This is a genomic window from Corynebacterium sp. Marseille-P3884 (assembly GCF_017942225.1).
GTDB lineage: Bacteria > Actinomycetota > Actinomycetes > Mycobacteriales > Mycobacteriaceae > Corynebacterium.
Genome location: NZ_JAGKSD010000008.1, coordinates 78,573 through 101,080 on the forward strand (window position 1 = coordinate 78,573; position 22,508 = coordinate 101,080).

Annotated in this window: 24 protein-coding genes; 7 read left to right on the top strand and 17 right to left on the bottom strand. The window is 64.5% G+C overall.

Annotated elements, in window-relative coordinates; genetic code table 11:
- Positions 1-85: 85 nt before the first annotated feature.
- Entirely contained in the window at positions 86-838 is a 753-nt protein-coding gene (locus J5Y21_RS06555; protein WP_210573838.1) for a hypothetical protein, read from the top strand.
- 39 nt (positions 839-877) lie between these two features.
- Here the strand turns inward: J5Y21_RS06555 and J5Y21_RS06560 are convergent, their stop codons facing one another.
- Positions 878-2,449 carry a DNA polymerase Y family protein gene (locus J5Y21_RS06560; RefSeq protein WP_210573840.1) on the bottom strand — a complete coding sequence of 524 codons (1,572 nt, stop codon included), beginning with the start codon at positions 2,447-2,449 and terminating at the stop codon, positions 878-880.
- Positions 2,450-3,238, bottom strand: a complete 789-nt coding sequence (locus J5Y21_RS06565; protein WP_210573842.1) for a hypothetical protein — start codon at positions 3,236-3,238, stop codon at positions 2,450-2,452.
- 91 nt (positions 3,239-3,329) lie between these two features.
- Here J5Y21_RS06565 and J5Y21_RS06570 point away from each other — a divergent pair, with 91 nt between their 5' ends.
- The 3 genes from J5Y21_RS06570 to J5Y21_RS06580 all read left to right on the top strand — a co-directional run bounded on the left by J5Y21_RS06570 (position 3,330) and on the right by J5Y21_RS06580 (position 5,833).
- Positions 3,330-3,740, top strand: a complete 411-nt coding sequence (locus tag J5Y21_RS06570) for a hypothetical protein (protein ID WP_210573843.1) — start codon at positions 3,330-3,332, stop codon at positions 3,738-3,740.
- A 111-nt stretch (positions 3,741-3,851) separates the two neighbouring features.
- Positions 3,852-4,577: a PspC domain-containing protein gene (locus J5Y21_RS06575; protein ID WP_210573844.1), complete on the top strand. Its 726-nt coding sequence runs from the start codon at positions 3,852-3,854 to the stop codon at positions 4,575-4,577.
- Between the two features lie 77 nt (positions 4,578-4,654).
- A complete protein-coding gene (locus tag J5Y21_RS06580; RefSeq protein ID WP_210573845.1) occupies positions 4,655-5,833 on the top strand; it encodes a PspC domain-containing protein in 1,179 nt (392 codons plus the stop codon).
- 90 nt (positions 5,834-5,923) lie between these two features.
- Here the strand turns inward: J5Y21_RS06580 and guaA are convergent, their stop codons facing one another.
- Positions 5,924-7,528 (bottom strand): glutamine-hydrolyzing GMP synthase, encoded by a 1,605-nt coding sequence (guaA, locus tag J5Y21_RS06585; RefSeq protein WP_210573846.1) that lies wholly within the window; start codon positions 7,526-7,528, stop codon positions 5,924-5,926.
- 119 nt (positions 7,529-7,647) lie between these two features.
- On the opposite strand from guaA, the gene J5Y21_RS06590 reads away from it, so the two are divergent.
- On the top strand, positions 7,648-8,334 hold the full coding sequence (locus tag J5Y21_RS06590; protein ID WP_210573847.1) for a metal-dependent transcriptional regulator: 687 nt from the start codon (positions 7,648-7,650) through the stop codon (positions 8,332-8,334).
- On the opposite strand, the gene J5Y21_RS06595 is transcribed toward J5Y21_RS06590, so the two are convergent.
- The 5 genes from J5Y21_RS06595 to guaB all read right to left on the bottom strand — a co-directional run bounded on the left by J5Y21_RS06595 (position 8,284) and on the right by guaB (position 13,900).
- Positions 8,284-9,183 carry a metal ABC transporter permease gene (locus J5Y21_RS06595; protein WP_210573848.1) on the bottom strand — a complete coding sequence of 300 codons (900 nt, stop codon included), beginning with the start codon at positions 9,181-9,183 and terminating at the stop codon, positions 8,284-8,286. The two genes, J5Y21_RS06590 and J5Y21_RS06595, sit on opposite strands and share 51 nt — an antisense overlap.
- A complete protein-coding gene (locus tag J5Y21_RS06600) occupies positions 9,180-9,953 on the bottom strand; it encodes a metal ABC transporter ATP-binding protein (RefSeq protein ID WP_210573850.1) in 774 nt (257 codons plus the stop codon). The genes J5Y21_RS06595 and J5Y21_RS06600 overlap by 4 nt, the downstream gene beginning before the upstream one ends.
- Before the next feature lie 8 nt (positions 9,954-9,961).
- A complete protein-coding gene (locus tag J5Y21_RS06605; protein WP_232745304.1) occupies positions 9,962-10,840 on the bottom strand; it encodes a metal ABC transporter substrate-binding protein in 879 nt (292 codons plus the stop codon).
- A gap of 273 nt (positions 10,841-11,113) precedes the next feature.
- Positions 11,114-12,328, bottom strand: coding sequence for a GuaB3 family IMP dehydrogenase-related protein (locus tag J5Y21_RS06610; RefSeq protein ID WP_210573852.1), 1,215 nt, complete (start codon positions 12,326-12,328; stop codon positions 11,114-11,116).
- Positions 12,329-12,376: 48 nt separating this feature from the next.
- Entirely contained in the window at positions 12,377-13,900 is a 1,524-nt protein-coding gene (guaB, locus tag J5Y21_RS06615; protein ID WP_210573854.1) for an IMP dehydrogenase, read from the bottom strand.
- A 190-nt stretch (positions 13,901-14,090) separates the two neighbouring features.
- Between guaB and J5Y21_RS06620 the strand changes: the two genes are divergently transcribed.
- Positions 14,091-14,462 (top strand): DUF5319 domain-containing protein, encoded by a 372-nt coding sequence (locus J5Y21_RS06620; protein WP_349236959.1) that lies wholly within the window; start codon positions 14,091-14,093, stop codon positions 14,460-14,462.
- Positions 14,463-14,468: 6 nt separating this feature from the next.
- Here J5Y21_RS06620 and J5Y21_RS06625 read toward each other — a convergent pair whose 3' ends face one another.
- Both J5Y21_RS06625 and J5Y21_RS06630 read right to left on the bottom strand, forming a co-directional pair.
- On the bottom strand, positions 14,469-15,344 hold the full coding sequence (locus J5Y21_RS06625; protein WP_210573856.1) for a hypothetical protein: 876 nt from the start codon (positions 15,342-15,344) through the stop codon (positions 14,469-14,471).
- Between the two features lie 36 nt (positions 15,345-15,380).
- On the bottom strand, positions 15,381-15,992 hold the full coding sequence (locus tag J5Y21_RS06630) for a sigma-70 family RNA polymerase sigma factor (RefSeq protein ID WP_349236960.1): 612 nt from the start codon (positions 15,990-15,992) through the stop codon (positions 15,381-15,383).
- A gap of 546 nt (positions 15,993-16,538) precedes the next feature.
- Here J5Y21_RS06630 and J5Y21_RS06635 point away from each other — a divergent pair.
- The gene (locus tag J5Y21_RS06635; protein WP_210573927.1) at positions 16,539-16,850 is read left to right on the top strand and encodes a WhiB family transcriptional regulator; all 312 of its coding nucleotides are present in this window, start codon (positions 16,539-16,541) and stop codon (positions 16,848-16,850) included.
- A gap of 90 nt (positions 16,851-16,940) precedes the next feature.
- Here J5Y21_RS06635 and groL read toward each other — a convergent pair whose 3' ends face one another.
- The 7 genes from groL to J5Y21_RS06670 all read right to left on the bottom strand — a co-directional run bounded on the left by groL (position 16,941) and on the right by J5Y21_RS06670 (position 22,508).
- Positions 16,941-18,548 carry a chaperonin GroEL gene (gene groL / locus J5Y21_RS06640; RefSeq protein WP_210573858.1) on the bottom strand — a complete coding sequence of 536 codons (1,608 nt, stop codon included), beginning with the start codon at positions 18,546-18,548 and terminating at the stop codon, positions 16,941-16,943.
- Between the two features lie 21 nt (positions 18,549-18,569).
- Positions 18,570-18,872 (bottom strand): co-chaperone GroES, encoded by a 303-nt coding sequence (groES, locus tag J5Y21_RS06645; protein WP_076599172.1) that lies wholly within the window; start codon positions 18,870-18,872, stop codon positions 18,570-18,572.
- A 194-nt stretch (positions 18,873-19,066) separates the two neighbouring features.
- The gene (locus J5Y21_RS06650) at positions 19,067-19,516 is read right to left on the bottom strand and encodes a hypothetical protein (RefSeq protein ID WP_210573859.1); all 450 of its coding nucleotides are present in this window, start codon (positions 19,514-19,516) and stop codon (positions 19,067-19,069) included.
- Positions 19,517-19,570: 54 nt separating this feature from the next.
- Complete coding sequence (gene tsaD, locus J5Y21_RS06655; protein WP_210573860.1) at positions 19,571-20,656, bottom strand: tRNA (adenosine(37)-N6)-threonylcarbamoyltransferase complex transferase subunit TsaD; 1,086 nt, start codon at positions 20,654-20,656, stop codon at positions 19,571-19,573.
- Complete coding sequence (gene rimI, locus J5Y21_RS06660; RefSeq protein WP_210573862.1) at positions 20,653-21,201, bottom strand: ribosomal protein S18-alanine N-acetyltransferase; 549 nt, start codon at positions 21,199-21,201, stop codon at positions 20,653-20,655. Before rimI ends, tsaD begins: the two co-directional genes overlap by 4 nt.
- Complete coding sequence (tsaB, locus tag J5Y21_RS06665) at positions 21,202-21,951, bottom strand: tRNA (adenosine(37)-N6)-threonylcarbamoyltransferase complex dimerization subunit type 1 TsaB (RefSeq protein WP_210573928.1); 750 nt, start codon at positions 21,949-21,951, stop codon at positions 21,202-21,204. It abuts the gene before it with no gap.
- A gap of 20 nt (positions 21,952-21,971) precedes the next feature.
- On the bottom strand, positions 21,972-22,508 hold the full coding sequence (locus J5Y21_RS06670) for a hypothetical protein (RefSeq protein WP_210573865.1): 537 nt from the start codon (positions 22,506-22,508) through the stop codon (positions 21,972-21,974).

Here is a 22,508-nt window from a genome sequence, read left to right on the forward strand (position 1 = left end):
AACGAATCGGTCACTATTGCGTCTCAATTCCCCGTCGAACATGAATAAATTTCGCGTTTAGGTCAGTGCTCGATACCCTGTTCCCGTGTTCAATTTCAATGCCTCCCCGAGTCGCCGGAATCTCGGCGCCCCGGGCTTCGTGCGCGCAAGCGCGGCCGTGACCGCCGCAGCGCTCGCTTTGGCAACCCTTTCCGGGTGCGGGGCAGCATCTCACACCGGCGGGAGTGCCCCCGGCGCCGAGACAGCCGACACCGCCGGCATCCTTCCCGACAATGAAGGGGAACCGCAGGCAGGCAAAACCCTCAACGAAGCCGGCGCCGTGAATAAACGCGAGGAACGTCGCGGCGAACGCCCTCGCGGCGATCAGAACTCCGACGCGCTGGTCGCGACCAAGGACGGCCACCTGGCGGAGGCAAATTCCGCGCCGAAAACCACCCGCCCCAGCGCACCGAGCCGACTCGCCGTGACCGGCATGGAAGTCAGTCGCCAGGACAAATACGACCGCGTCATCATCAACCTCGACGGCGACGGCGAACCCGGCTGGTTCGTGGACTACGTCTCCTCTCCCGTCCAACAGACCGTAGGTGCCCCACTCCAGGTGGAGGGCCGCGCATTCCTCAACGTCAACATCGACGGCACCGTCTACCCGCAGGACATCGGCCGCGGCGATGTCGAGGCCAACCACGCCGACGGTGCCGGCTCCGTCGTCGAGGTCCTCAACGCAGGCACCTCTGCTGGCCGCAGCCAGATCGTCATTGGCCTGAAGAAGGCCACGCCGTATTCCGTGCAGACGCTCTACAACCCCACCCGCCTCGTCATCGACATCGCGCGGGATTGACCGGGGCGGGCATAACGCCGACGCAGCGCCTCTGGTCCTTTAGCTGTACATCGCTTCCACCCTCCAGTTCTGCTTCGACCACAGCAGCAACCACGCCAACGGCGCTCCACCGTCTTCGCGCTCGCCGACGACCTGCAGCCGCGCAACCTTCTGCGGGTGCTCACCCCACCAGCCTTCGTCCACCGGCCACGGCCCTGCCCACCCCGTGATCAGGTAGTGGCTGCCGCCCCAGCTCAACGCGTACGGCGTCGTGCTGAGCAACGCTTCGGCCGTGACGCCGACAGGACGCGCGGAATCATCGATCATGGTGATCTTCGCCGCCGGGTGATCCACACCGCCGCCAATTCGTGCTGGCAGCGGTGGCGGGATAGCTCCCGGCCACGATGCCTCCGCCGGGTCTTGACCATCCGCCGTCTCCGGGGCGCGCTCCCCAAACGGGACCAACGCGATGCGCTCCGCCACACCGCGCCCGCCGACGAACCGGGGTTGAAGCACCGCATCAATCCCCAGCGCCGACTGCACCCGTTCCGCCACGCGGCGCGCCTCACCAGCACCAGAGCCACCCGCGCCTCTGCCCCAGAGCTGGCCTGCTGAATCAGGCTGGGCGAGCTCCAGCGGTTCCAGGACAAGCGCAGTGATCGTGCCCGCTCCCCCGCTGGTCAACCACCCGCCCAACTGCCAGCGCACGCGGTCGGCGGTGCCCTCCTCCGTAAGCGCCTCACGAGTACGCCAGATGCGCTCGACCACAGTGCCGTCAGCCAGCTCTGCTTTGACCTTCAAGCGCAGACAGTTCTGCCCCGCTTCCGCCAAGCGTTCGTGCAGGCTCGCCGCCAGCGCGCGGGCAGCGAAAGCCGCCGCGTCCACCCGGTCAATCGGGTCCTCCGGTGTGATGGCCACGCTCAGGTCCGCCACCGGGAGTTCCGGTGCGACCCGCCGATCCGGCGCAGCACGGGCAATACGGTGGCAGGCCATGCCCGCGCGGCCGAAGCGGGTGGACACCGCCGTCGAAGGCAACTGGGCGAGCTCCCCCAGCGTGGTCACACCCAGCTGCCCCAGCGCCTTGACCGTCTCCACATCCGCACCCAGGCTGGCCTCCGCCACCAGTACTTTCAAAGGTTGCCGGGCCAGGAATTCACTCGACCCGCCCGGTGGCACTACCGCGGACGATCGTGCGGCCACAACTGCCGTGGCGATCTCATCGGCCACTCCGGCAAAAGCGTCGATGCCGCGGCGCGCAGCTGCGTCAAGCAGCATCTCCACCGCCTTTTCCTCGCTGCCGTGGAATGCGCCCGCAGCCGCGATGTCGACCACCACGAGACCTGGGCGCAGCACCTCCACCGAAGCTGCGACATCATCAAAGCCTGCAGCCAACGCGGTGAACATGCGCCCATCGCGGTCCGGGTTGTCATCGATGACCGTCAGCTCCGGGCACACCGACTGCGCATGACGCACCTTCATTCCGCGGCGCACGCCCAGCGCGCGAGCGTGGTGAGAGACCACCTTGATGCGGTACTGCGCACCAATGGCCAGTGGTTCTTCCAACCCATCATCCGCTTCCAGCCGCGCGGCCTGCACCGGCCAATCCGGGAACCACACCGCCGCGACGCGCACTTACCGCACCACCTTCAGCACGGGGTGGCTGGCTGTCTCGGCTGCTGTCTCAGCGACTGTTTCCGCAGCCGCTTGACCCACGGTGACAGTGGCCGAGGCCGGATGGACGCTCTTCGATTGCGCGCGCACCCGGATATCCACGCCAGTGATCCGGCCAGTGCCGCGCCCGATACCGCGGAAAGACTGGATGTCCCCCGTGATAGTCAGCGCCGGCGACGGAACAGTCGCACCGACCATCATCAGCGCAGCACGGCCCTTACGAAGTTTGCCCAGCAGCGGGCGACACCGCACCGGCGACAAGGCGAGCTGAACCGGTGAGCGGTACACGACCAGGTCCAGCCCCTCCGTGAGCACTGCCGCGATCCCCAGCGGGTCCGCGCCCGGATCCGGGACCGCGATGATTCTGTCCAGGTGCTTCCTGCCGATCCCGGCATACGACAGCTCCGGCCACCCCACCACACCAGCGTGGCCGCCCGCCTCGACCACATTCAGCAGCATTTCAGCGACCAGCGCCGGGGTATCGCTCATATGTGTGACTGCGTGGCGTGGCAAACCTCCACCAGGAAGAACAAAGCGGAATTGCTCGCCAAGCGCCAGCACATCCTCTCCGGCCACGACCCCTTCCCCGAATCCGGCTAAGGTGCCGCCGCCAGGAACATCCCCGCCGATCTGCGCCATCTTGGAGCGGAGCTCAGCGATCTGTTCGGCGCGCGCAAGGCCAGCGGGGGCCGCCGACACCGGCGCCTCACCCGCTTCCTGGGCCACCTTACGAACACTTGTTCCACTCACGGACGTTGATTATGCTCCCCGAGTGAACCAAGGTCAATTGAATCTTTCGAACACATTTTCTACCAGCAGCAGTGTGGTAGCGTCCACCCCTATGTACGCCCACGATGTCCGCAGCCGCATCACCCCGATTCCCACGCCAGCACTCGTGCAGACGACAGGCACCGCAGGTGTCGCCGGGTCGATCGCCGTCATGGTCTCGCAGCTGGCCATCGGCCCGAAAGTCCTGATTGCCATCGGCTGCGCAATACTTGCCGTGGCGGTCACCCTTCTCCACCCCTACCGGGCGGAGATGCGGGCTTTCGCTGCGAGGAAAAAGGTGAGCACGGTGCCGTCGATAAGCATGCTCGTGCCTTTGATGCTCTGGTGGCTCGCGCTGATGCTGGCCCCGCTCGCACAGTGGCCCGCGTGGGGCGTCGCGCTCACATTCCTGCTCGTCGCGGGCGCGGCATGGGTGCTCTACCCGCACGTCGACGGCTCGCGACGCCTCGCCTACGCGGACTGAGCGCGACCAACAACCAGGCCCGCATTACAAAACGGTCAACGGTGCCAGCGAAGTGACCCAGGAAACTGCATACTTGGATATATGACCAACTCCACAAGCAGTCCTCAGAACATGTGGGAAACTCGACCTCCGCGCATCCCCAAAGAAAACGGCGGCAAGGCCATGCTTGCAGGCGTCTGCGAAGGAATCGGCGCGCGTTACCAAATCGATCCCATGATCGTCCGCATCGCATTCGCCGTGCTGGCAGTACTCAGCGGCGGCGGTGGCATCCTCCTCTACATCCTGTGCTGGCTGACCATGCCGCGCATCAACACCGCTTCCTCCCCCTTGAGCGCAGTCCTCGGCGACAAGAACAACCTGACCGAAACAGAGAAGAAGGAGCAGAGCACCGGCTGGATCCTGCTCATCGCACTCCTCATCTTCCTCATGTCCGCCTTCCCCTCCATCATCATGGGCTTCCGGTACGGCTTCATTGTCCTCCCGCTCGTCGGCCCCATTCTTGGACTCGTTGCGTGGTGGCTCCTCCACAACCGCACCCCCGTACCGCCCCAGGGACTCGGCATCCCACCGACCACCCCAGGACCACAGCAACCCCAGCCCTCCGCCGGCAACCCGAAGCCGCAGCCGCCGGCAGGTGGCGGCCACGCGCAGGCTCAGGCTCAGCCACAGCCCGAGGTGCAGCAGCAGCCCGAGACGCAGCAGCAGGCTCAGCCACAGCCGGAGACGCAGCCGCAGGCTCAACCACAGCCCGAGACGCAGCAGCAACCGCAGACCAATGACGGCCAGCCGGGCGGCAACGCCAACCCGTACTCTCCGCAGAACAACCCGTATGCCTAAACCTGGGTTTCCAGGCTCCGGCGCTTTGGTAGCGCCAGGGGCAAGACGGGCACCAGCACAGAATGCACACCTAACGCATGAGCACCGCAGGCACTTCCCTTAAGGACATGTGGGATACACGCCCACCTCGCATTCCCGGTCGCAATGAAGACGGCCAACTCGCTGGTGTCTGCCAAGGCATCGCAGTGCGTTACCAGGTGAATGCGTCATTTATCAGAATCGCATTCCTCGTCCTGTTCTTCATCGGTTGCATCGGCCTCTTGCTGTACGCCCTGTGCATCCTGCTCATGCCCAAAAAAGGTAGGCACTCCGCCCCCATCGATGTAATCGTCAAACCTAAACACCCGCTGACTCCGGAAGACGAGCAGGATCGCATCTTAGGGTGGGCGATGATCCTCCTTCTGGCCTGCTTCTCTTCGAGCACCATTTTCAAGTTCGGTGAAGCCTACGGGTTGACAGTCCCCCTGGCCGCACTGATCTTCTACTTCGGCTGGAAGCGCTTGCACGAGCGTTATCCCGAACCGCCACCCGGGCTACTCGTGCCCCCGCCTCCGGCGGCAGGCTCCCACCCCGGTGTTCAAAATGGCCACGGTGCGCAAGGGTTTTACGGTGCGCCCGGCAGCCACGATGCTCACGGCTATCACCCGGCGGCTGAGCCTGAACTACCGCACAATCCATACACTCCAGCTGGACCCGGCCACCCCACGGGAGTTGGGGCTGGGCACCCGCAGCATTCGCCGTACACACCTCAGGGTGCTTACCAGGCTGGGGTTTACCAAGCCCCGAACCGGAACCGCCGCCGACCGCTAGTCACTACCGGGGAACAGCCGCCGGAGAATCCAGAGCGAATGTGGAAGAACATGGTGACTGCTTTGGCCATCATCACTGTCCTTGGGATGGGCACCTCCATCACGTTCCGCGCTCGGGAAGCGGGGTGGGTCGGGCCGAAGGAAGTGTTCATCACGGACCCAGAATCAATCCCAATCCATCCTGTGAAGAATGCGTTCGGCAGCATCACGGTAGACCTCACGGGGCTTTGGCCGTTGGATGAGCCAGCGACACTCGATGTGAATGGCATGGTCGGGTCGATTGAAGTCCTCCTTCCGACAGAAGGAAGCCCAGTCGATGTCAGATGCCACACAAGCATCGGCGAGACCGACTGCCCCCACGAACGAGTGGACGGCGATGGCCAAGTTCTCACGCTGAATCTGAACCAGAAAATCGGCGATATCCGAGTCGTGGAGAACGCACAGTGACAATGCGCTGAATATAGGCCGAATTGGCCAGTCTGGCTAGCGGAGCTGCCCAGACCGGCGGAATGCGTGAGCCCAGCCGGGCCCGGGGCGCTACTCCCACTCGATGGTGGCCGGCGGCTTGGACGTGATGTCTAGGACGACGCGGTTGACGTCTTCGACCTCGTTGGTGATGCGGGTGGAGATGGTTTCCAGGACCTCGTAAGGGATGCGGACCCAGTCGGCGGTCATGGCGTCTTCGGAGGCGACGGGGCGCAGCACGATCGGGTGGCCGTAGGTGCGGCCGTCGCCTTGGACGCCGACGGAGCGGACGTCGGCAAGCAGGACGACGGGACACTGCCAGATCTGGTCGTCGAGGCCGGCCTTGGTCAGCTCCTCACGGGCGATGGCGTCGGCGGCGCGGAGGGTTTCCAGGCGCTCCTCGTTGACTTCACCGATGATGCGGATGCCCAGGCCGGGGCCCGGGAAGGGCTGGCGGTTGACGATTTCCTCGGGCAGACCGAGTTCACGGCCGACGGCGCGGACCTCGTCCTTGAACAGGAGACGGAGGGGCTCCACGAGTTCGAATTCGACATCGTCGGGCAGGCCGCCGACATTGTGGTGGCTCTTGATATTCGCGGTGCCGGCACCGCCGCCGGATTCGACGACGTCCGGGTAGAGGGTGCCCTGCACGAGGAAGTCGACGGGGGCATCGTCGCCGGATTCGGTGAGGACACCGGCAACGGCGCGCTCAAAGGAGCGGATGAATTCCGCACCGATGGCCTTGCGCTTCGCCTCCGGCTCAGTGACTCCGGCCAGCTTGTCCAGGAAGGCCTCGCGCTCATCGACGGTGACGAGCTTGGCGCCGGTGGCGGCGACGAAGTCGGTCTCGACCTGCTCGCGCTCACCCTTGCGCAGGAGGCCGTGGTCGACGAAAACACAGGTGAGGCGGTCGCCGATGGCGCGCTGCACCAGTGCGGCGGCAACGGCAGAATCGACGCCGCCGGACAGGGCGCAAATGGCGCGGCCATCGGGGCCGATCTGCTGAGAGACAGCGTCGATAAGCTGGTCCGCGATATTGGACGCGGTCCAGGTCTGCTCGAGGCCCGCGATCTCCGTGAGGAAGCGCGTGAGCACCTCCTGGCCGTGCGGAGAGTGCATGACCTCCGGGTGGTACTGGACACCGGCCATGCACTTGTCGGTGTTCTCGAAAGCGGCGACGGGGGCGCCCTCAGAGGTGGCGGTGACGTCGAAGCCCTCCGGAGCCTCGGTCACGGAATCGCCGTGGCTCATCCACACCGGGTGGTTGGCATCCAGACCATCGTGGAGGACGCCGCCGCGGACATCCATGGCGGTGCGGCCGTACTCACGGGAGCCGGTCTTGGCGACGGTGCCGCCCAGCGCCTGCGTCATCACCTGGAAGCCGTAGCAGATACCGAAAGTGGGCAGGCCGAGCTCGAAAATCTCCGGATCGAGCTGGGGTGCGCCGTCCTCGTACACGGACGACGGGCCACCCGAGAGCACGAGTGCCACCGGGTCTTTAGCCTTGAGTTCTGCGGCCGTGATCGTGTGCGGCACGACCTCCGAATAGATGCGTGCCTCACGCACTCGACGTGCGATGAGCTGCGCATATTGCGCGCCGAAGTCCACAACGAGGACGGGGCGCGGGTGGGCGTTTGCGGGCGGGGTCTGCTCTGGTGCGTTCGCGGAGGTAGTCACGGTTTCAGAGTCTAACTCATGGCCTGAATAGACTGAATAATCGCAACTGTGCAGGGCGGATTGCGGGCTCACGGCGGCGTCGATAAGCGTGCTCCCGGAAGGTAAGTAGAGTTGAACGCATGTCGGTGAGCGAATTATCCACCTCGACCCAGAACTATTTGAAGGTCATCTGGAGTCTCACGGAATGGTCGGCAGAACCCGTGACGGCGACCCTGATTTCGAAGCAGACGGGGCTGCGGATGTCGTCGGTCTCGGATGCTGTGCGCAAGCTCGCCGCACAGGAGTTGATCGTGCACGCCCCGTACGGCTCGGTGGAATTGACCGAGAAGGGCCGCGGGTACGCAGTAGACATGATCCGGCGCCACCGGCTCATCGAAACGTTCTTGGTGGAGACTCTCGGGTACACGTGGGACGAAGTGCACGACGAAGCGGAGCACTTGGAGCACGCAGTCTCTGACTACCTGGTGGACAGGCTGGACAAGCTGCTCGGCCACCCCACCCGCGACCCGCACGGGGATCCGATCCCGACCGCCGACGGTACGGTGCCCGCTTTGGACGCGCGCCGCCTCACGGATGCTGGGGCGGGCGCCGGTGCAGCGGGGACGACGGTCACTGTCGAGCGGATCTCCGATTCGGACCCGACCCTGCTGAAGTATTTCGAGGAGAACGGCATCGTTGTCGGTGCCGTTCTCACGGTCACAGAAGGCGCGCCGTTTTCCGAGTCGCTCGATGTGACGGTGGACGGGGCAAAGAACTCAGTTCCGCTCGGCCGCACCGCTACCGACGCGCTGTTCGTCTCCAATTAACCGCGCCGTTCCGCCCCGGCGCGCACGCGCTGTGACGATCCCCTGGCTCGGGCTGAACAGGTACACCAGCAAAAATGCGATCCCCTGCGCCATGACCACGAGTCCGCCAGGCGAAGCGTCGAGGTAGTAGCTCGCGTACAGCCCCGCGACGGAGCATACGGTGGCCACCGCAGGAGCGATCAGCAGCATGCGGCCGAAACTGTCGGTCAAAAGGTGCGCGGTCGCACCCGGAATGATCAGCATCGCCACCACGAGGATCACCCCGACGGCTTGCAGCCCCACCACGCAGGTGAGCGCGAGCAGGGCGAGCAACACTGCCCCAATCAGCTTCGGCCACAGACCAATCGCGTGAGCATGCACGGGATCGAAAGCGAAAAGCGTGAAATCGCGGCGCTTGAGCACGAGCACGGCCAGCGTGGCCACGCCCAAAACGAGGATCTGCACGAGATCAGCTTTGGAGACGCCGAGCAGGTTACCGAAGATAATGTGATTGAGGTCGGTGTGCGAGGGCGTGACGGAGATGAGCACGAGCCCGAACGCGAAGAGCGTCGTGAAGACGATTCCGATCGCAGCGTCTTCTTTGACCCGGCTCGTATCACGCACGACGCCGATCAATCCCACGGCGAGGAAGCCGAAGACCACTGCCCCGACAGCGAAGGGAACGCCGGCGATATACGCCAGCACCACGCCGGGGAACACCGCGTGGGACACGGCATCGCCCATCAGCGACCAGCCGACGAGGACCAGCCAGCACGACAGCACCGCGCACACGATGGAGGAAATCAGGCTCGTGGCGAACGCGCGGACCATGAAGTCGTAGGCGAACGGGTCGACAAGAAAAGAGATCATCGTTTCATCACATCCAGCCCAAAGGCAGCGGCGAGATTATCGGGTTGCAGGACATCCTTGGGCGAGCCGTGCATGAGCACATGCCGGTTGAGCAGCATCGCTTCATCAGCCAGCTCAGGCAACGCAGGGAGGTCGTGCGTGGACACGAAGACGGTGGCACCGCCGTCTGCAAGCTCACGGAACAGCCGGGTCATCGTCGCTTCGCTGCGCTTATCGACGCCCGCGAAAGGCTCGTCCAGCAACATGATCCTCGCCCCCTGGGCAATGCACCGGGCAACAAAGGCGCGTTTCCGCTGGCCGCCGGAAAGCTGACCGATCTGACGTGAGGCATAGTCCGTGAGCTCCACGCGCTCGAGTGCATGGTCGACGGCTTCGATATCAGCCCGGCGAGGCCGGCGCGTGAAACCGAGTTGTCCGTAGCGACCCATCATGACCACCTCCCGCACGCTGACCGGGAAATCCCAGTCCACTGCCTCGCGCTGAGGCACGTACCCGAGCACACCGGTGCGGCGGGCAACCGCGGGGTCATCTCCGTTGACGGCGACGGTCCCGGAATCCGGCCGGGTCTGCCCCATGATCGTTTTGAATAGCGTAGATTTCCCGGATCCATTCATTCCGACGAGTCCGCACACGCGTCCCGGCGCAATCTCGAGGGATGCACCGTCGAGCGCGAGCACGCTCCCATAGTGAACGGTGACATCGTGCACGGATATCGCGGGAGTCGCATTCGACGAAACGGCCGCCGCAGCTGATGACGTTTCCTGTTGCACCGTGGCACCTACTTCTTACCCGTCAACGCCTGCGTGATTACGTCGGCGTCGTGCTTGATCAAGTCGAGGTAGGTCGGAACCGGACCGTCTTTTTCCGAAAGGGAGTCGACGTACAGAGTGCCGCCGAAGGTGGCATCGGTTGCGTCAACTACCTGCTGCATTGGTGCGTCCGAGACCGTGGACTCGCAGAATACGGCCGGCACGTCGTTCTCCTTGACGAATTCGATGGCACGGGTGATCTGCTGCGGAGTTGCCTCATTCTCGGAGTTCACGGCCCAAATGAACCGTTCCTCCAGACCAGCGTCGCGTGCCATGTAGGAGAATGCGCCCTCGCACGTCACCAGTGCGCGATGCTGCTCAGGCAGGTTCGCCAACTCAGTGACCATGCCGTCCTGGACCTCTTGCAGCTCCTTTTTGTACTGCTCGCCGTTCTGCTTGAAGTCCTCAGCATGGTCCGGATCGAGTTCGCTGAAGGCGGTGACCATATTGTCCACGTACTTCTCCACCTCGACCGGGCTCATCCACGCGTGCGGGTTCGGTTTGCCCGCGCCCTCGTCCTCGGTGATGTCGATCGGGTCCACGCCGTCGCTGACGGTGACGTGGGGCGCGTCGACGTCCTCGACGAATTGCGCGAACCAGTTCTCCAGGTTCAGGCCGTTATCCAGAATGAGGTCGGCATCCGACGCGCGGCGGATATCAGCCGGCGTGGGCTCGTAGCCGTGGATCTCCGCCCCCGGCTTCGTCAAAGAATCCACAGTCAAGTGTTCCCCCGCGACATTCTGGGCGATGTCCTGGATCACAGTGAAAGTGGTCAGCACTTTCGGCTTTCCGCCGTCTGCACGATCCTCCTCCGGCGCGCACGCTGTGAGCGCCGCCGCGAGAATCATCGCCATCATCGCGGCTGCTGCCACGAACAGTGCTGATCGTGACTCCTGCTTTTCCGACCGAATCATTGAGTTTTCCTTTCCTGTAAATGTATTCCGCCAAGGCTTTTCCGTAGGTTACGCCTAGACGTACTTTTTATTCTGGCCATACTTTAGTCGGACTTGCAGGAGAGTCAAGATGACTTGTCCGTGACATCCGCCTCACCCCGTAGACATGAAAAACGCCCGGGGATCATTGAAGATCCACCGGGCGTTGTCGGCCGCGAAAGTGCGCAGCTAGCTGGTGAGAGTGATGTCCACCTTTTGGAAGCTCTTGATGTCGGTGTAGCCACACTTGGCCATCACGCGACGCAGGCCGCCGGCGAGGTTGTGGCCGCCCCACGTGCTGGTGCTCGGGCCGTGGAGAATCGTTTCCAGGCTCGGGCTACCGGTGCGGAGCTGCTTCAGGACGTCCTCGGTAGCACCCGGGTCGTCGAGGCCCCAGCCGAAGCTGAAACCGCCGTCGACACGAGCGATGACACCGCGCGGGAAGCGCGGGTGCGCTGCCTGCGATTGCCAGTAGTAGCCGCCTGCGGCCGCCTCGGACGCAGCGGCGAGAGGCGTGCCGAGCATGACGGCATCAGCGCCACAGGCGACTGCACGGGCAATATCGCCACTGGTCACGATGCCGCCGTCGGCGATGATGTGCACGTACCGGCCCTCGGTCTCGTCGAGGTACTCGCGGCGGGCGGCAGCGGCATCGGCGATCTGGGTCGCCATATGGGTGCCGATGCCGAGCGCGGCGTCCGAAGTCGTCGCGCCCTGGCCCACGATGATGCCGGCAGCACCGGAGCGCATCAGGTGCAGCGCGGTCGTGTAGTCAGCCACACCGCCAGCGATCACGGGAACGTCGAGGGAGCCGATGAACTCCTTGAGGTTGAGCGGTTCGCCGCCCTCCTGGACGTGCTCGGCGGAGATGATCTCGCCCTGGATGAACAGGATCTCAGCGCCGGCTTTGACCACGACGGGCGCGAGCTCGTGGGCGTGCTGCGGGCTCACACGGACCGCGACGGTGACACCGGAGTCGCGGACCTGGGCGATGCGCTCGGAAAGCAGGTCGTGGTCGAGCGGGGCTGCATGAAGCTCCTGGAGTGTCTTCACCGCGCTGTCTTCAGCGGCAGTCGACTTCGGATCGACATGATCGGCTTCGAGCGTCGCCTTGATCACCTTCGCGATCGCGCCGTCGAGGTCGGCGTGGCGGCCCCAGAGACCTTCAGCGTTGATCACGCCGAGGCCGCCCTGCTTGCCCATTTCGATGACGAACTCGGGGCTCGCCAGAGCGTCCGTCGGGTGGGAAGCGAAGGGAATGTCGAACGTGTAGGCGTCGATATTCCAACTCAGGTCCACGTCCTTCGAAGAACGTGTGCGGCGGGCAGGCACGATGCTGATATCCCGCAGGTAGTACGCGCGGCGGGCCTCGCGGCCGATGCCGATCTCGACGTAATCACGCATGGTGTCTTCCTTCTTTGTCTACGTGGGAAACGTGAGCGAAAGCGCTATCTAAGCGCGGTAGTTCGGCGCCTCGACGGTCTGGGTGATGTCGTGCGGGTGGGACTCGCGCAGACCGGCAGTGGTGATCTGGACGAACTGCTTCGTCTGCAGTTCCTCGACCGAACCGGAGCCGGTGTAGCCCATTGCCGCGCGGAGTCCGCCGACAATCTGGTGGGTGATGGAGTCGATCTCGCCGCGGTACGGCACGCGGCCTTCGATGCCCTCCGGCACGAGCTTGTCTTCGCTGGTGACGTCGGCCTGGAAGTAGCGGTCCTTGGAGAAGGAGCGCTTCTCCCCTGTCAGGCCGCGGCCCTGCATCGCGCCCATGGAGCCCATGCCGCGGTAGCGCTTGTACTGCTTGCCACCGACAACAACGATGTCGCCGGGAGCCTCGGCGGTACCGGCGAGCATGGAGCCGAGCATGACGGAGGACGCGCCAGCGGCGAGAGCCTTGGCGACGTCGCCGGAGTGCTGCATGCCACCGTCGGCGATGACGGGGATGCCGGCCTTGTGGGCGGGAACGGAGGCTTCGAGGATCGCGGTGATCTGCGGGGCGCCGACACCGGCGACGACGCGGGTGGTGCAGATGGAGCCTGGGCCGATGCCGACCTTGATGCCGTCGGCGCCGGCGTCGACCATGGCCTGTGCTGCCTCGCGGGTGGCCAGGTTGCCGCCGATGACGTCGATGCGGTCGCCGAAGTCGCGCTGGACTCGGTTGACCATCTCGAGCACGCGGTTGTTGTGGGCGTGAGCGGAGTCGACGATCAGGGCATCGACTCCAGCCTCGACGAGGAGGCCGGCACGGTCGTAGGAGTCCTCGCCGGTGCCGATACCGGCGGCGACGAGCAGGCGGCCCTCGGCGTCCTTGGAGGCGTTCGGGAACTGCTCCGTCTTCACGAAGTCCTTGACGGTGATCAGGCCGGTGAGCTTGCCGGCGTCGTCGACGATGGGGAGCTTTTCCACCTTGTTGGAGGACAGGAGGTTGAGCGCTTCCTCCTTGGACACGCCGTCGCCTGCCACAACCAGCGGCATCGGGGTCATGACCTCGGAGACGGGGCGGTTGAAGTCCCGCTCGAAGCGCATGTCGCGGTTGGTGATGATGCCGGTGAGCACGCCGTTTCCGTCCACAACGGGCAGGCCGGAAATGCGGAAGCGGGCGCAGAGCGCGTCGACGTCGTTAAGCGTCATGTCCGGCGTTGCTGTGACGGGATCGGTGACCATGCCCGACTCCGAGCGCTTGACCACGTCGACCTGCTCGGCCTGGTCCTGCGCGGAGAGGTTGCGGTGCAGCACGCCGATGCCGCCCTGACGCGCCATCGCGATGGCCATGCGGGACTCAGTGACGGTGTCCATCGCGGCCGAGGCGACCGGGATGCCGAGCTTGATGTTGCGGCTGAAGTTCGTGGAGGTGTCCACCTCGCTGGGCACGATGTGCGACTCGGCCGGCAAGAGCAGGACGTCGTCGAAGGTCAGGCCACGGAAAGCGACCTTGTTCGGATCGTCTCCACCGGTCAAAACTCGCTCGTTGGACATGGTCACTCGCTCCCTTTCTCCGCTTCGCGGGACGTGCCTGCGGCGCATTGGCGCACGCCGCTGCCTTCTACCCCTGTCAGCATAGTGCGTCGCGCAAATCAGGCGCCGGGTCAGGGGCGGGCAGATAAACGGGCAAATAAAACCGCACGAAAATTGAACTTCGCCGCCGCCGGGCCATAAGGTTGGAGACGTGAATTTTGACTCCATGATGCCGCGCGACCCGTTCGCAGACGATCCCAACGATCCCGCATCCTTCATCGAGGACGATGAAGTCGTGGAGCCGCTCAGCCCGGAGGAACGCCAGGCTGTCCTGCGCGATCTTGCGCAGACGCGCGAGTTCAAGCTCGTGCTCGAGCCCCTCGGGATCTTGGGCATCCACTTCCTGTGCGAGGACTGCGAGGAAGTCCATTATTACGACTGGGACATCATGATCACGAACATGATCGCCAGCTTGCAGGGAGAATTGCCGCCCGTGCACGAGCCTAGCGCGGAGCCGAATCCGCGCGCGTACGTGCCGTGGGATTACGCATTGGGCTACCTCGACGGGCTCGACGCGCGCTAGCCGAAACTACTGGGAGGAGCGGGCTTCCGGTTGCTGCGGGGCGCCGAGCTGCTTGGTCGTCGTGGGAATCGTCGAGGTTGTCGACGTGGGGCGCGCGCTTGACGACGGTTCCGTGTCCCGCCCGCCCTGCGACGGCGCCGTTTCGGTGACCGTGACAGTCTGAGTGACGGGCTCCGGGGTGACCGTGATGGTCGCGGGCTGCTCCGGCTCGGCCGGCTTCTGCTTCTCCTCCGGCTTCGGGGCGTTGGTGACCGTGACCGTGTCCTTGTGGTTGACAACGGGTGCTTCGGCACCGTTCTTGTCCTGTTCCGCGCGCTCGGAACGGTCCTGGTTCAACGACTCGCGCAACTGGTCGATGAGCACCCGGGCACCGGCGATGTCGCCGGATTCGGTCTTGCTGTCGATCTCGTCGAGGGCGCTGGCAAATTCCACCGAGTTGGTGCGGTCGCCGAAGACGGCCTCGGACGGGCCCCACAGGGCCGAGTCCGGGGTGGCGTGGTAGAGCGCGGCCCCGGTGCCGGCCACCATGACGGTCGCGGCGGCCGCACCGACCAAGCCCGCGAGCCACGGGCTAGTGCGGACACCCGCCTTCTTTCCGCGCTTCCCGCGCTCGGCACGGCGCGCGTCAAGGGAAGCCACTGCCGGGTTCTCCTCCGTCACTGCCTCGCCAGGCAGCTCCGGGGCCGGCGGCATCGGCGCCTCAACCTCGTCGCGCAGATCCAGCAGCAGGGCGGCCAATTCATCGGAACCGCCGGCCGGATCGACGCCACGCGACAGGTCCGTCAGAAATGCGTCGCTGGCCAGCAATTCATCCATGTTCGCCGTGTAATCGGCGTCCTCCGCGCGGTGCTGTCCGCGACGGCCGGTGAATCTCGGTTCCATGGCTACCCTCCTTGCTTCTTCCCATCCCGCCCCAGGTCAGCTCAGCTGCGTGTACCGGCCCGGCGACGGTTCTTCGTTCAGTTCTCGTTCTTCTTCGACGGCTTTTCGCATCGTGGCGAGTGCACGGTGCTGAGCGACGCGCACCGCTCCCGCGGTGCTGCCGGTGATCTCTGCTGTTTCCTCTGCGGATAGTCCGACGAAGATGCGCAGAATGACGATCTCTCTAGCCTTCTCACTAAGCAGATCGAGCAATGCCCGCACTCTGTTACTACCCACTTCCACCATGGCTACATCTTCGGGGGTACCCCCGCGAAATTCCTGGTCAGGGACCTCGTCCGTGGGGCTGGATTTGTCGCGGGACAGCGAACGGTGGGCGTCAGTGACCTTGTTGAACGCGATGCCGTAGACAAAGGCCATGAACGGCTTTCCCTTGTCCTGGTATTTGTTCACCGAGGTGGCCACCGCGAGGCAGATCTCCTGCGCGACGTCTTCAGCCGTGGGGGTGCGCCCGCCGCTAATGCGGGCGCGCGCGTAGCGCAGCACCGTCGGGTGCACGATCTTGATGATCTCTTTCAGTGCGCGCTGGTCGCCTTCCTGCGCCAAGGGGACCAGTGAGGCGAGGCGGTCATCGGCATCGTGTGCGGCCACGTCTCTCCTTCGCGGGGTCTGGTCTCGGTTTCCTTGGCGGTCCATGCAGTCGCGAACGCGGACAGCGCGCGTTCTTCCGGGGTGAATCTAATGCAGATTACGCCAGACCGCCTGTTTTTGGGCGTGTTCATCGTACGTCTTTGACCGTGAACGGCATAAATGCACGCCGCAAACCACGGCCGCCGTCCAGATCACCGAAGGAACTCAACGCCGCGAACCCTTCCCCACCCCCGAATGTCTAGACTTCTGTGATTTTTGTGGCGCATGAACCCCCGTGGGACGGCGCGCTGGCAGACACCAACAATTCACCGACCTTTAACCTCCGCCGGTTCCCACTGTTCACGGCGATGCCGACCCCGCCAAAACCCTTAGTTCAAACTGTGCGACACCTGTCAGAAACCAGCTGTTTACCAACACCCTGCACACTCCTATCTCGTTGCTTCACGGCGCACCGGCATTTCATGCGGCCCACCCAGCTGCGCTGGCGCGCGGGAAGCGGTTGTTCGTAGTTCATTAGCCTGAGGAGATTTTCACTCAATGCCCACGATGTCCATGCCGCACCAGCTGCCCGGACCGAACGCCGACTTCTGGGATTGGCAGCTCCAAGGAGCTTGCCGCGGCGAGGCCTCCGATGTCTTCTACCACCCGGACGGCGAGCGCGGCCGCGCCCGCACGAACCGCGAGAACCGCGCCAAGGCGATCTGCTACAGCTGCCCCGTCCTGGAGCAGTGCCGCGAACACGCCCTCGCCGTAGCTGAGCCGTACGGCATCTGGGGCGGAATGAGCGAGTCCGAGCGTCAGGCCGCTCTGCGCGGCACCACGAAGCGCCGCGCCAAGACCAAGGTCGCCGCAGTCTAAGACACAACGAGAACGCCCCGCTCCACACTCCCCCGGATTGAGTCCAGGGGGTGTGGAGCGGGGCGCCTCTTGCGTGGTGAAGCTGAAGAGTTAGTGGCTGTGGCCGTGCTCTTCCTCTTCTTCAGCGGGCTTATCGACGACGGACGCCTCCGTCGTGAGCACCATGCGCGCCACGGATGCGGCGTTGACCACTGCGGAGTGGGTCACCTTGACCGGGTCAATGATCCCCTGCTCGATGAGGTTGCCGTACTCGAGGGTGGCGGCGTTAAAGCCTTCACCGTTCGGAAGCTCGGCGGTCTTGGAGACGACGACGGAGCCGTCGAGACCTGCATTCTCCGCGATCCAGAAGGCGGGCTTGGTCAGGGCGCGGGCAACTGCCAGCACGCCGACCTTCTGCTCGCCGTCGAATTCCTCGGCGTAGGACTCGAGCTGCTTCGAGATCTGGACGAGGGCGGAGCCGCCGCCGGCGATGATGCCTTCCTGCGCCGCCGCGCGGGCAGCGTTGATGGCGTCCTCGACGCGCAGCTTGCGCTCGTTGACCTCGGTCTCGGTCGGTGCACCGACGCGGATCACGGCCACACCGCCGGAGAGCTTGGCCAGACGCTCCTCGGCCTTCTCCTTGTCCCACGTGGAGTCGGTGTTCTCGATCTCGCGGCGGATCTGCTGGCGGCGGTTCTCCACTGCCTCAGCGGTGCCGGCGCCGTCGACGATGACGGTGTCGTCCTTGGTCACCGTGACGCGGCGGGCGGAGCCCAGCACGTCGAGCTCGGCGTCCTTGAGGTTGACGCCGACCTCCGGGTCGATGACCGTTGCGTTGGTCACCACTGCGAGGTCGTCCATGAAGGCCTTGCGGCGCTCGCCGAAGTACGGGGACTTCACGGCGGCGACCTTCAGGGCACCACGGATGGTGTTGACCACGAGGGTCTGCAGCGGCTCGCCCTCGATATCCTCGGCGATGATCAGCAGCGGACGGGAGGTGCCCACTGCCTTCTCCAGCAGCGGAAGGAATTCCGGCAGGGAGGAGATCTTGTTGCGCACCAGCAGGATCAGCGGCTCTTCGAGCACTGCCTGGCCGGCCTCCGGGTCAGTCATGAAGTAGGGCGACAGGAAGCCCTTCTCAAAGGAGATACCTTCGGTGACATCCACGTAGGAGTCGATGGACTGGGATTCCTCGACGGTGAGGACACCGTCCTTGCCCACCTTGTCCATAGCGCCGGAGACCATCTCGCCGACGACCTCGTCGCGGGAGGACACCGTTGCCACATTGGCGATCTCCTCGGAGGAGGAGACGTCGGTGGCGCGAGCTTTGAGCTCCTCAACGGTCTTCTCGGCTGCGGCGGAAATGCCCTTGTTCAGCTCGATGGGGTTGGCACCGGCTGCGACGTTGCGCAGTCCTTCGTCGATAAGCGCCTGCGCGAGCAGCGTCGCGGTGGTGGTGCCGTCGCCTGCGATGTCGTTGGTCTTGACCGCGACGGACTTGACCAGCTGCGCACCGAGGTTCTCGAAGGGGTCCTCAAGATCGATGTCGCGGGCGATGGTCACACCGTCGTTGGTGACGGTCGGGCCGCCGAAGGCCTTGTCCAGCACCACGTTGCGGCCGCGCGGGCCGAGCGTGACGCGCACGGAATCGGCGAGCACGCCGACACCGCGCTGGATGCCCTCGCGGGCCTCCTGATCAAATGCAATCAGTTTTGCCATTGGGAGTCAGTTCCCCCTTCTTTATTTCTCGACGACGGCCAGCAGGTCACGAGCGGACAGAAGCAGGTACTCCTGGTCGCCGTACTTGAGCTCCGTGCCGCCGTACTTGGAGAAGATGACGGTGTCGCCTTCCTTGACGTCGACCGGAATGCGGTGCTCGCCCTCATCGTCCCAGCGGCCCGGGCCGACAGCGATGACGGTCGCTTCCTGCGGCTTCTCCTGTGCGGAGTCCGGGATGACCAGGCCGGAGGCGGTGGTGGTTTCAGCCTCGACGATCTGGACGAGGATCTTGTCCTCGAGGGGCTTGATGTTGACGTTTGCCACGGTGAAAACCTTTCTTGAAAGTTGTTCTTCTTTGCCGAGGTTTCGCGATGCGCAGCCGTCGTCGCGGGTGAACAAACTGTGCCCAAAACCTGATTAGCACTCTACCTACGTGAGTGCTAGACGACAACAAGGCCGGGCATTAACGCCCAGCCTTGTGTGATCGTCGCTGTTATTGCTGCATGAACAGCACTGTTTTAAACCTGCGGGGTGCCCAGGTTCAGCACCGCATTGCGCCAGAGCTGGTATTCCTCTTCGTTGTCCTGGCGGTAGGTGCGCACAGCGCGGATGGTGTTCTTGATACCCTCGACGACTTCATCGTCGATGCTCTTGCCCTCGCGGCCGGTGAAGATCACCGGGCCGGAGATGGCAGTGGACGGGTCCTGCAGGAACGCGGGGTTATCGGTGGCCGCGGTGTTTCGCGCCATCGATGCGACCGGATTCGGGTCCGCGCTTTTCTCCTTCGCCTCGGGCGAGAAGTACGCGTCGTAGGTCGGACCGTCCTGTTCGAAAGCCACCTTCACGCTCTCCTGGACGACCGGCCCAAGAAACTGATTCGCGCTTTCGATGTCAAAGACGATGCGGTGGAAGGTCAGGTCGGGATTGACGAGCAGCCCGAATTTCTCGTTGTCGCTGTTGTTCGCCATACTCTCATCCTTTGGTGCGTGGTCGGTAAAGGCAACGACCCTAAGCGTACGTGGTTATTGACCGGTTAGCTCGGCACCGAAGCTGGCCCCTGCCCCCGCGAGCGGGGTCTCCACCTCCAGCGAGGTGTCCGTGGCGGTGTCCAGGCCTGATGGTTGCGCACCCTCGTGAATCAATTGGGCGGCCAGCGCGGCGATCATGACTCCGTTGTCGGTGCACAGAGCGAAGCGCGGGACGCGCAACTCAATGCCTTTATCAGCGCAGCGCTGCTCCGCGAGTTCGCGTAGACGCGAGTTCGCGGCCACCCCACCTCCGAGCAGCAGCGTTTGTGCGCCGGTGTCCTCGCAGGCCATGACCGCCTTAGTGGTGAGGACGTCCACGACTGCTTCCTGGAAGGACGCACAGACGTCTTCGACGCTGATCACCTCGCCGTTGCGTTCTGCCGCTTCGACGTAGCGGGCCACCGCGGTCTTCAGTCCGGAGAAGGAGAAGTCGTAGCGGTGCTCGCCGCGCATGTCTTCTGCCCGGGACAAGCCGCGGGGAAAGCGGATGGCATTCGGGTCGCCCTGCTTCGCCAGCCGGTCAATCACCGGGCCACCGGGGTAGCCGAGCCCCAAGAGGCGGGAGACTTTGTCGTAGGCCTCGCCGGCAGCGTCGTCAAGCGTGCTGCCCAATTCCTTCATCGGGCGCCCCACGGCATCGACCTCGAGGATCTGCGTGTGGCCACCGGAGACGAGCAACGCGATCGAGTGCGGAAGTTCCTCTCCCCCGTCGAGGTTGGCCACGGCGACATGGCCTCCTAAGTGGTTGACGCCGTAGAACGGCACGCCCCACGCCGCGGCGTACGCTTTCGCGGCCGACGCGCCGACGAGCAACGCGCCCGCCAGGCCCGGACCGACAGTTGCCGCGACAGCATCAGGCTTATCGACACCCGCTTCCGCCAGCGCCTTCTCCATCACCTGCGGCATAGCCTCGAGGTGGGCGCGGGAGGCGATCTCCGGGACGACACCACCGAAGCGCGCGTGCTGTTCCATGGAGGAAGCGACGATGTCGGCACGGATCTCCATGGCGCCGTCGGGCGACAGCTCGATGATGCCCACGCCCGTCTCGTCGCAGGAGGATTCGATCCCTAAGACGATCATGATGTGCTCCTTTCAATCGGCCCGTTGCTGCCGCCGGTGTTTTCGTTCCCGCCGCGCTCACTAATGCTGGGCCGCATCATCGTGTACGCGTCCGCGCCGGTGGGCTGGTAATAGCCTTTGCGCACGCCGATCTGAGTGAAACCGTAGCTTTCGTACAACGCGAGCGCGGCGGTGTTGTCGGTGCGCACTTCGAGGAACATCTGGCCGTCGTGCATGTCCGCGGCGTTGACGAGCTGGTCCATGAGCACCCGGCCGATGCCGCGGCCCTGGTGTTCTCGCGCCACGGCGATCGTGTGCACCTCGAATTCCGGGTCTTCCGGCGGACCGAGCTTGGCGAGCCCGGCATAGCCGACCAGTTCGCCTTTCTCGCCGCCGCCGTCACCAGCACCGCCGCCGTCCTCGAACGCGCCGACATAGAAGGTGTACGGGTGGGCGAATTGCACGGCAAATACATCGCGCGACCAGGGGGTTTCGCCCGCGAAGACGTCTGCTTCGATCGCTGCGGTCGCAGCTGCATCGGCAACGGTCAGCTCGCGCAGTTCCATCTACTCCCCCTTCGTGCTGTCCGCACCGGTGCCCGCCGGTGAACCGTTAAGGCCCGCAACGTCGGGAATCGCCGGGGATTTCGGTGTCGGCGCCGGTTCTTTCGCATCAGGTCGACGCAAGTAGAGGGGAACGAGCGGCTCAGGCTCACCTGACAGATCGGCCACGGCGACTAGGCCTGTCGGGCGTGGCGCGACGTAGGTGATGTCATCGGCGTGAATATCGGCGGTAAGGACCTGTTCGCGGAGGTTTTCCGGCACGCTCAACACGTCGACTGCGACTGCATCGTCGATGCGAAGCTCCGCAGGTGCCACGACATCCGGCCCGGCAATGCGTGCACCGTCGCGGTAGTGCGCCCAATACACTTCGCGGCGGCGTGCATCGGTGACGACAAGGCAGGATGCCCCTGCCCGATCAGCGTGAATCAGCTGGGCCACCGCGTCGTGGGTGCACACGCCGTGGACGGGAATGCCGAGGGCCTGGCCGAATGCGGAGGCGGTGGCCATGCCGACACGCAAGCCGGTGAAGGGGCCGGGGCCGCAGCCGACGATGACGGCGTCGAGATCGGAAAATTCACGGCCAGCCTCGGCGAGCAGCTCCACCACGGTGGGAACGAGCAGCTCATTGTGCGAGCGCGTCGCCACCACCCGCTCGGCCAACGCCGTGGCTGATTGCGGCTGCTGCCCGTCGCGCACCTCCACCAAACCGGCCACGAGGTCGGTAGTGGCAGTGTCGATAGCTAAGACGAGCATTCCTGACACGTCAAGCCCTTCTATTCAGCGCGGAAGCCGAAGCGCCAGATGTTGTTCTCTTGGTCCCAGTGCACCGGGTAGCCCTGGTCAGTGCTGAAGAACTGGTCGAAGTAGCTCCCGTTGCACAGATCCAGCACGTCGGACGGAACAGCATCGACGATGGAGACGCCCGCCTGCGGGTCCTCCGTCACCATCATGTAGTTCTCGCCGTTTTCAAAGGTGACCTTGTCGGCGTGCTCGCCGGCGGCCTCGAGCTTGGCGTCGATAAGCTCCTGCGGCTCATCGGAGCACACCGGGACGAATGCGGCGATCTCTTCGCCGTACACGCGGCGCAGATCGATCATCTCTGCGACGACTTCGTTGCTGTTCGTAGGCTCCATGGCCTGCAGCGTCTCGGCGAGGGAACCGGTGGCAGACCCGTCCGGGGCAGCAGCGGCCGAAGTCGCCGAACCCGTGCTCAGCTTCGGCAGAACGAAGATCATTGCGGCGAGCGCCATGATCCACAGTGCGATGACGATTGCGAACCAGCCTTTTTGGGCACCTGTGAGCTTAAGCAT

Coding starts and splice junctions, on each gene's coding strand:
- J5Y21_RS06570 (WP_210573843.1), top strand. CDS start 3,330: ATGTACGCCCACGATGTCCGCAGCCGCATCACCCCGATTCCCACGCCA.
- J5Y21_RS06575 (WP_210573844.1), top strand. CDS start 3,852: ATGTGGGAAACTCGACCTCCGCGCATCCCCAAAGAAAACGGCGGCAAG.
- J5Y21_RS06580 (WP_210573845.1), top strand. CDS start 4,655: ATGAGCACCGCAGGCACTTCCCTTAAGGACATGTGGGATACACGCCCA.
- J5Y21_RS06590 (WP_210573847.1), top strand. CDS start 7,648: ATGTCGGTGAGCGAATTATCCACCTCGACCCAGAACTATTTGAAGGTC.
- J5Y21_RS06595 (WP_210573848.1), bottom strand. CDS start 9,183: ATGATCTCTTTTCTTGTCGACCCGTTCGCCTACGACTTCATGGTCCGC.
- J5Y21_RS06605 (WP_232745304.1), bottom strand. CDS start 10,840: ATGATTCTCGCGGCGGCGCTCACAGCGTGCGCGCCGGAGGAGGATCGT.
- J5Y21_RS06610 (WP_210573852.1), bottom strand. CDS start 12,328: ATGCGTGATTACGTCGAGATCGGCATCGGCCGCGAGGCCCGCCGCGCG.
- guaB (WP_210573854.1), bottom strand. CDS start 13,900: ATGTCCAACGAGCGAGTTTTGACCGGTGGAGACGATCCGAACAAGGTC.
- J5Y21_RS06625 (WP_210573856.1), bottom strand. CDS start 15,344: ATGGAACCGAGATTCACCGGCCGTCGCGGACAGCACCGCGCGGAGGAC.
- J5Y21_RS06635 (WP_210573927.1), top strand. CDS start 16,539: ATGTCCATGCCGCACCAGCTGCCCGGACCGAACGCCGACTTCTGGGAT.
- groL (WP_210573858.1), bottom strand. CDS start 18,548: ATGGCAAAACTGATTGCATTTGATCAGGAGGCCCGCGAGGGCATCCAG.
- J5Y21_RS06650 (WP_210573859.1), bottom strand. CDS start 19,516: ATGGCGAACAACAGCGACAACGAGAAATTCGGGCTGCTCGTCAATCCC.
- tsaD (WP_210573860.1), bottom strand. CDS start 20,656: ATGATCGTCTTAGGGATCGAATCCTCCTGCGACGAGACGGGCGTGGGC.
- rimI (WP_210573862.1), bottom strand. CDS start 21,201: ATGGAACTGCGCGAGCTGACCGTTGCCGATGCAGCTGCGACCGCAGCG.
- tsaB (WP_210573928.1), bottom strand. CDS start 21,951: ATGCTCGTCTTAGCTATCGACACTGCCACTACCGACCTCGTGGCCGGT.
- J5Y21_RS06670 (WP_210573865.1), bottom strand. CDS start 22,508: ATGCTTAAGCTCACAGGTGCCCAAAAAGGCTGGTTCGCAATCGTCATC.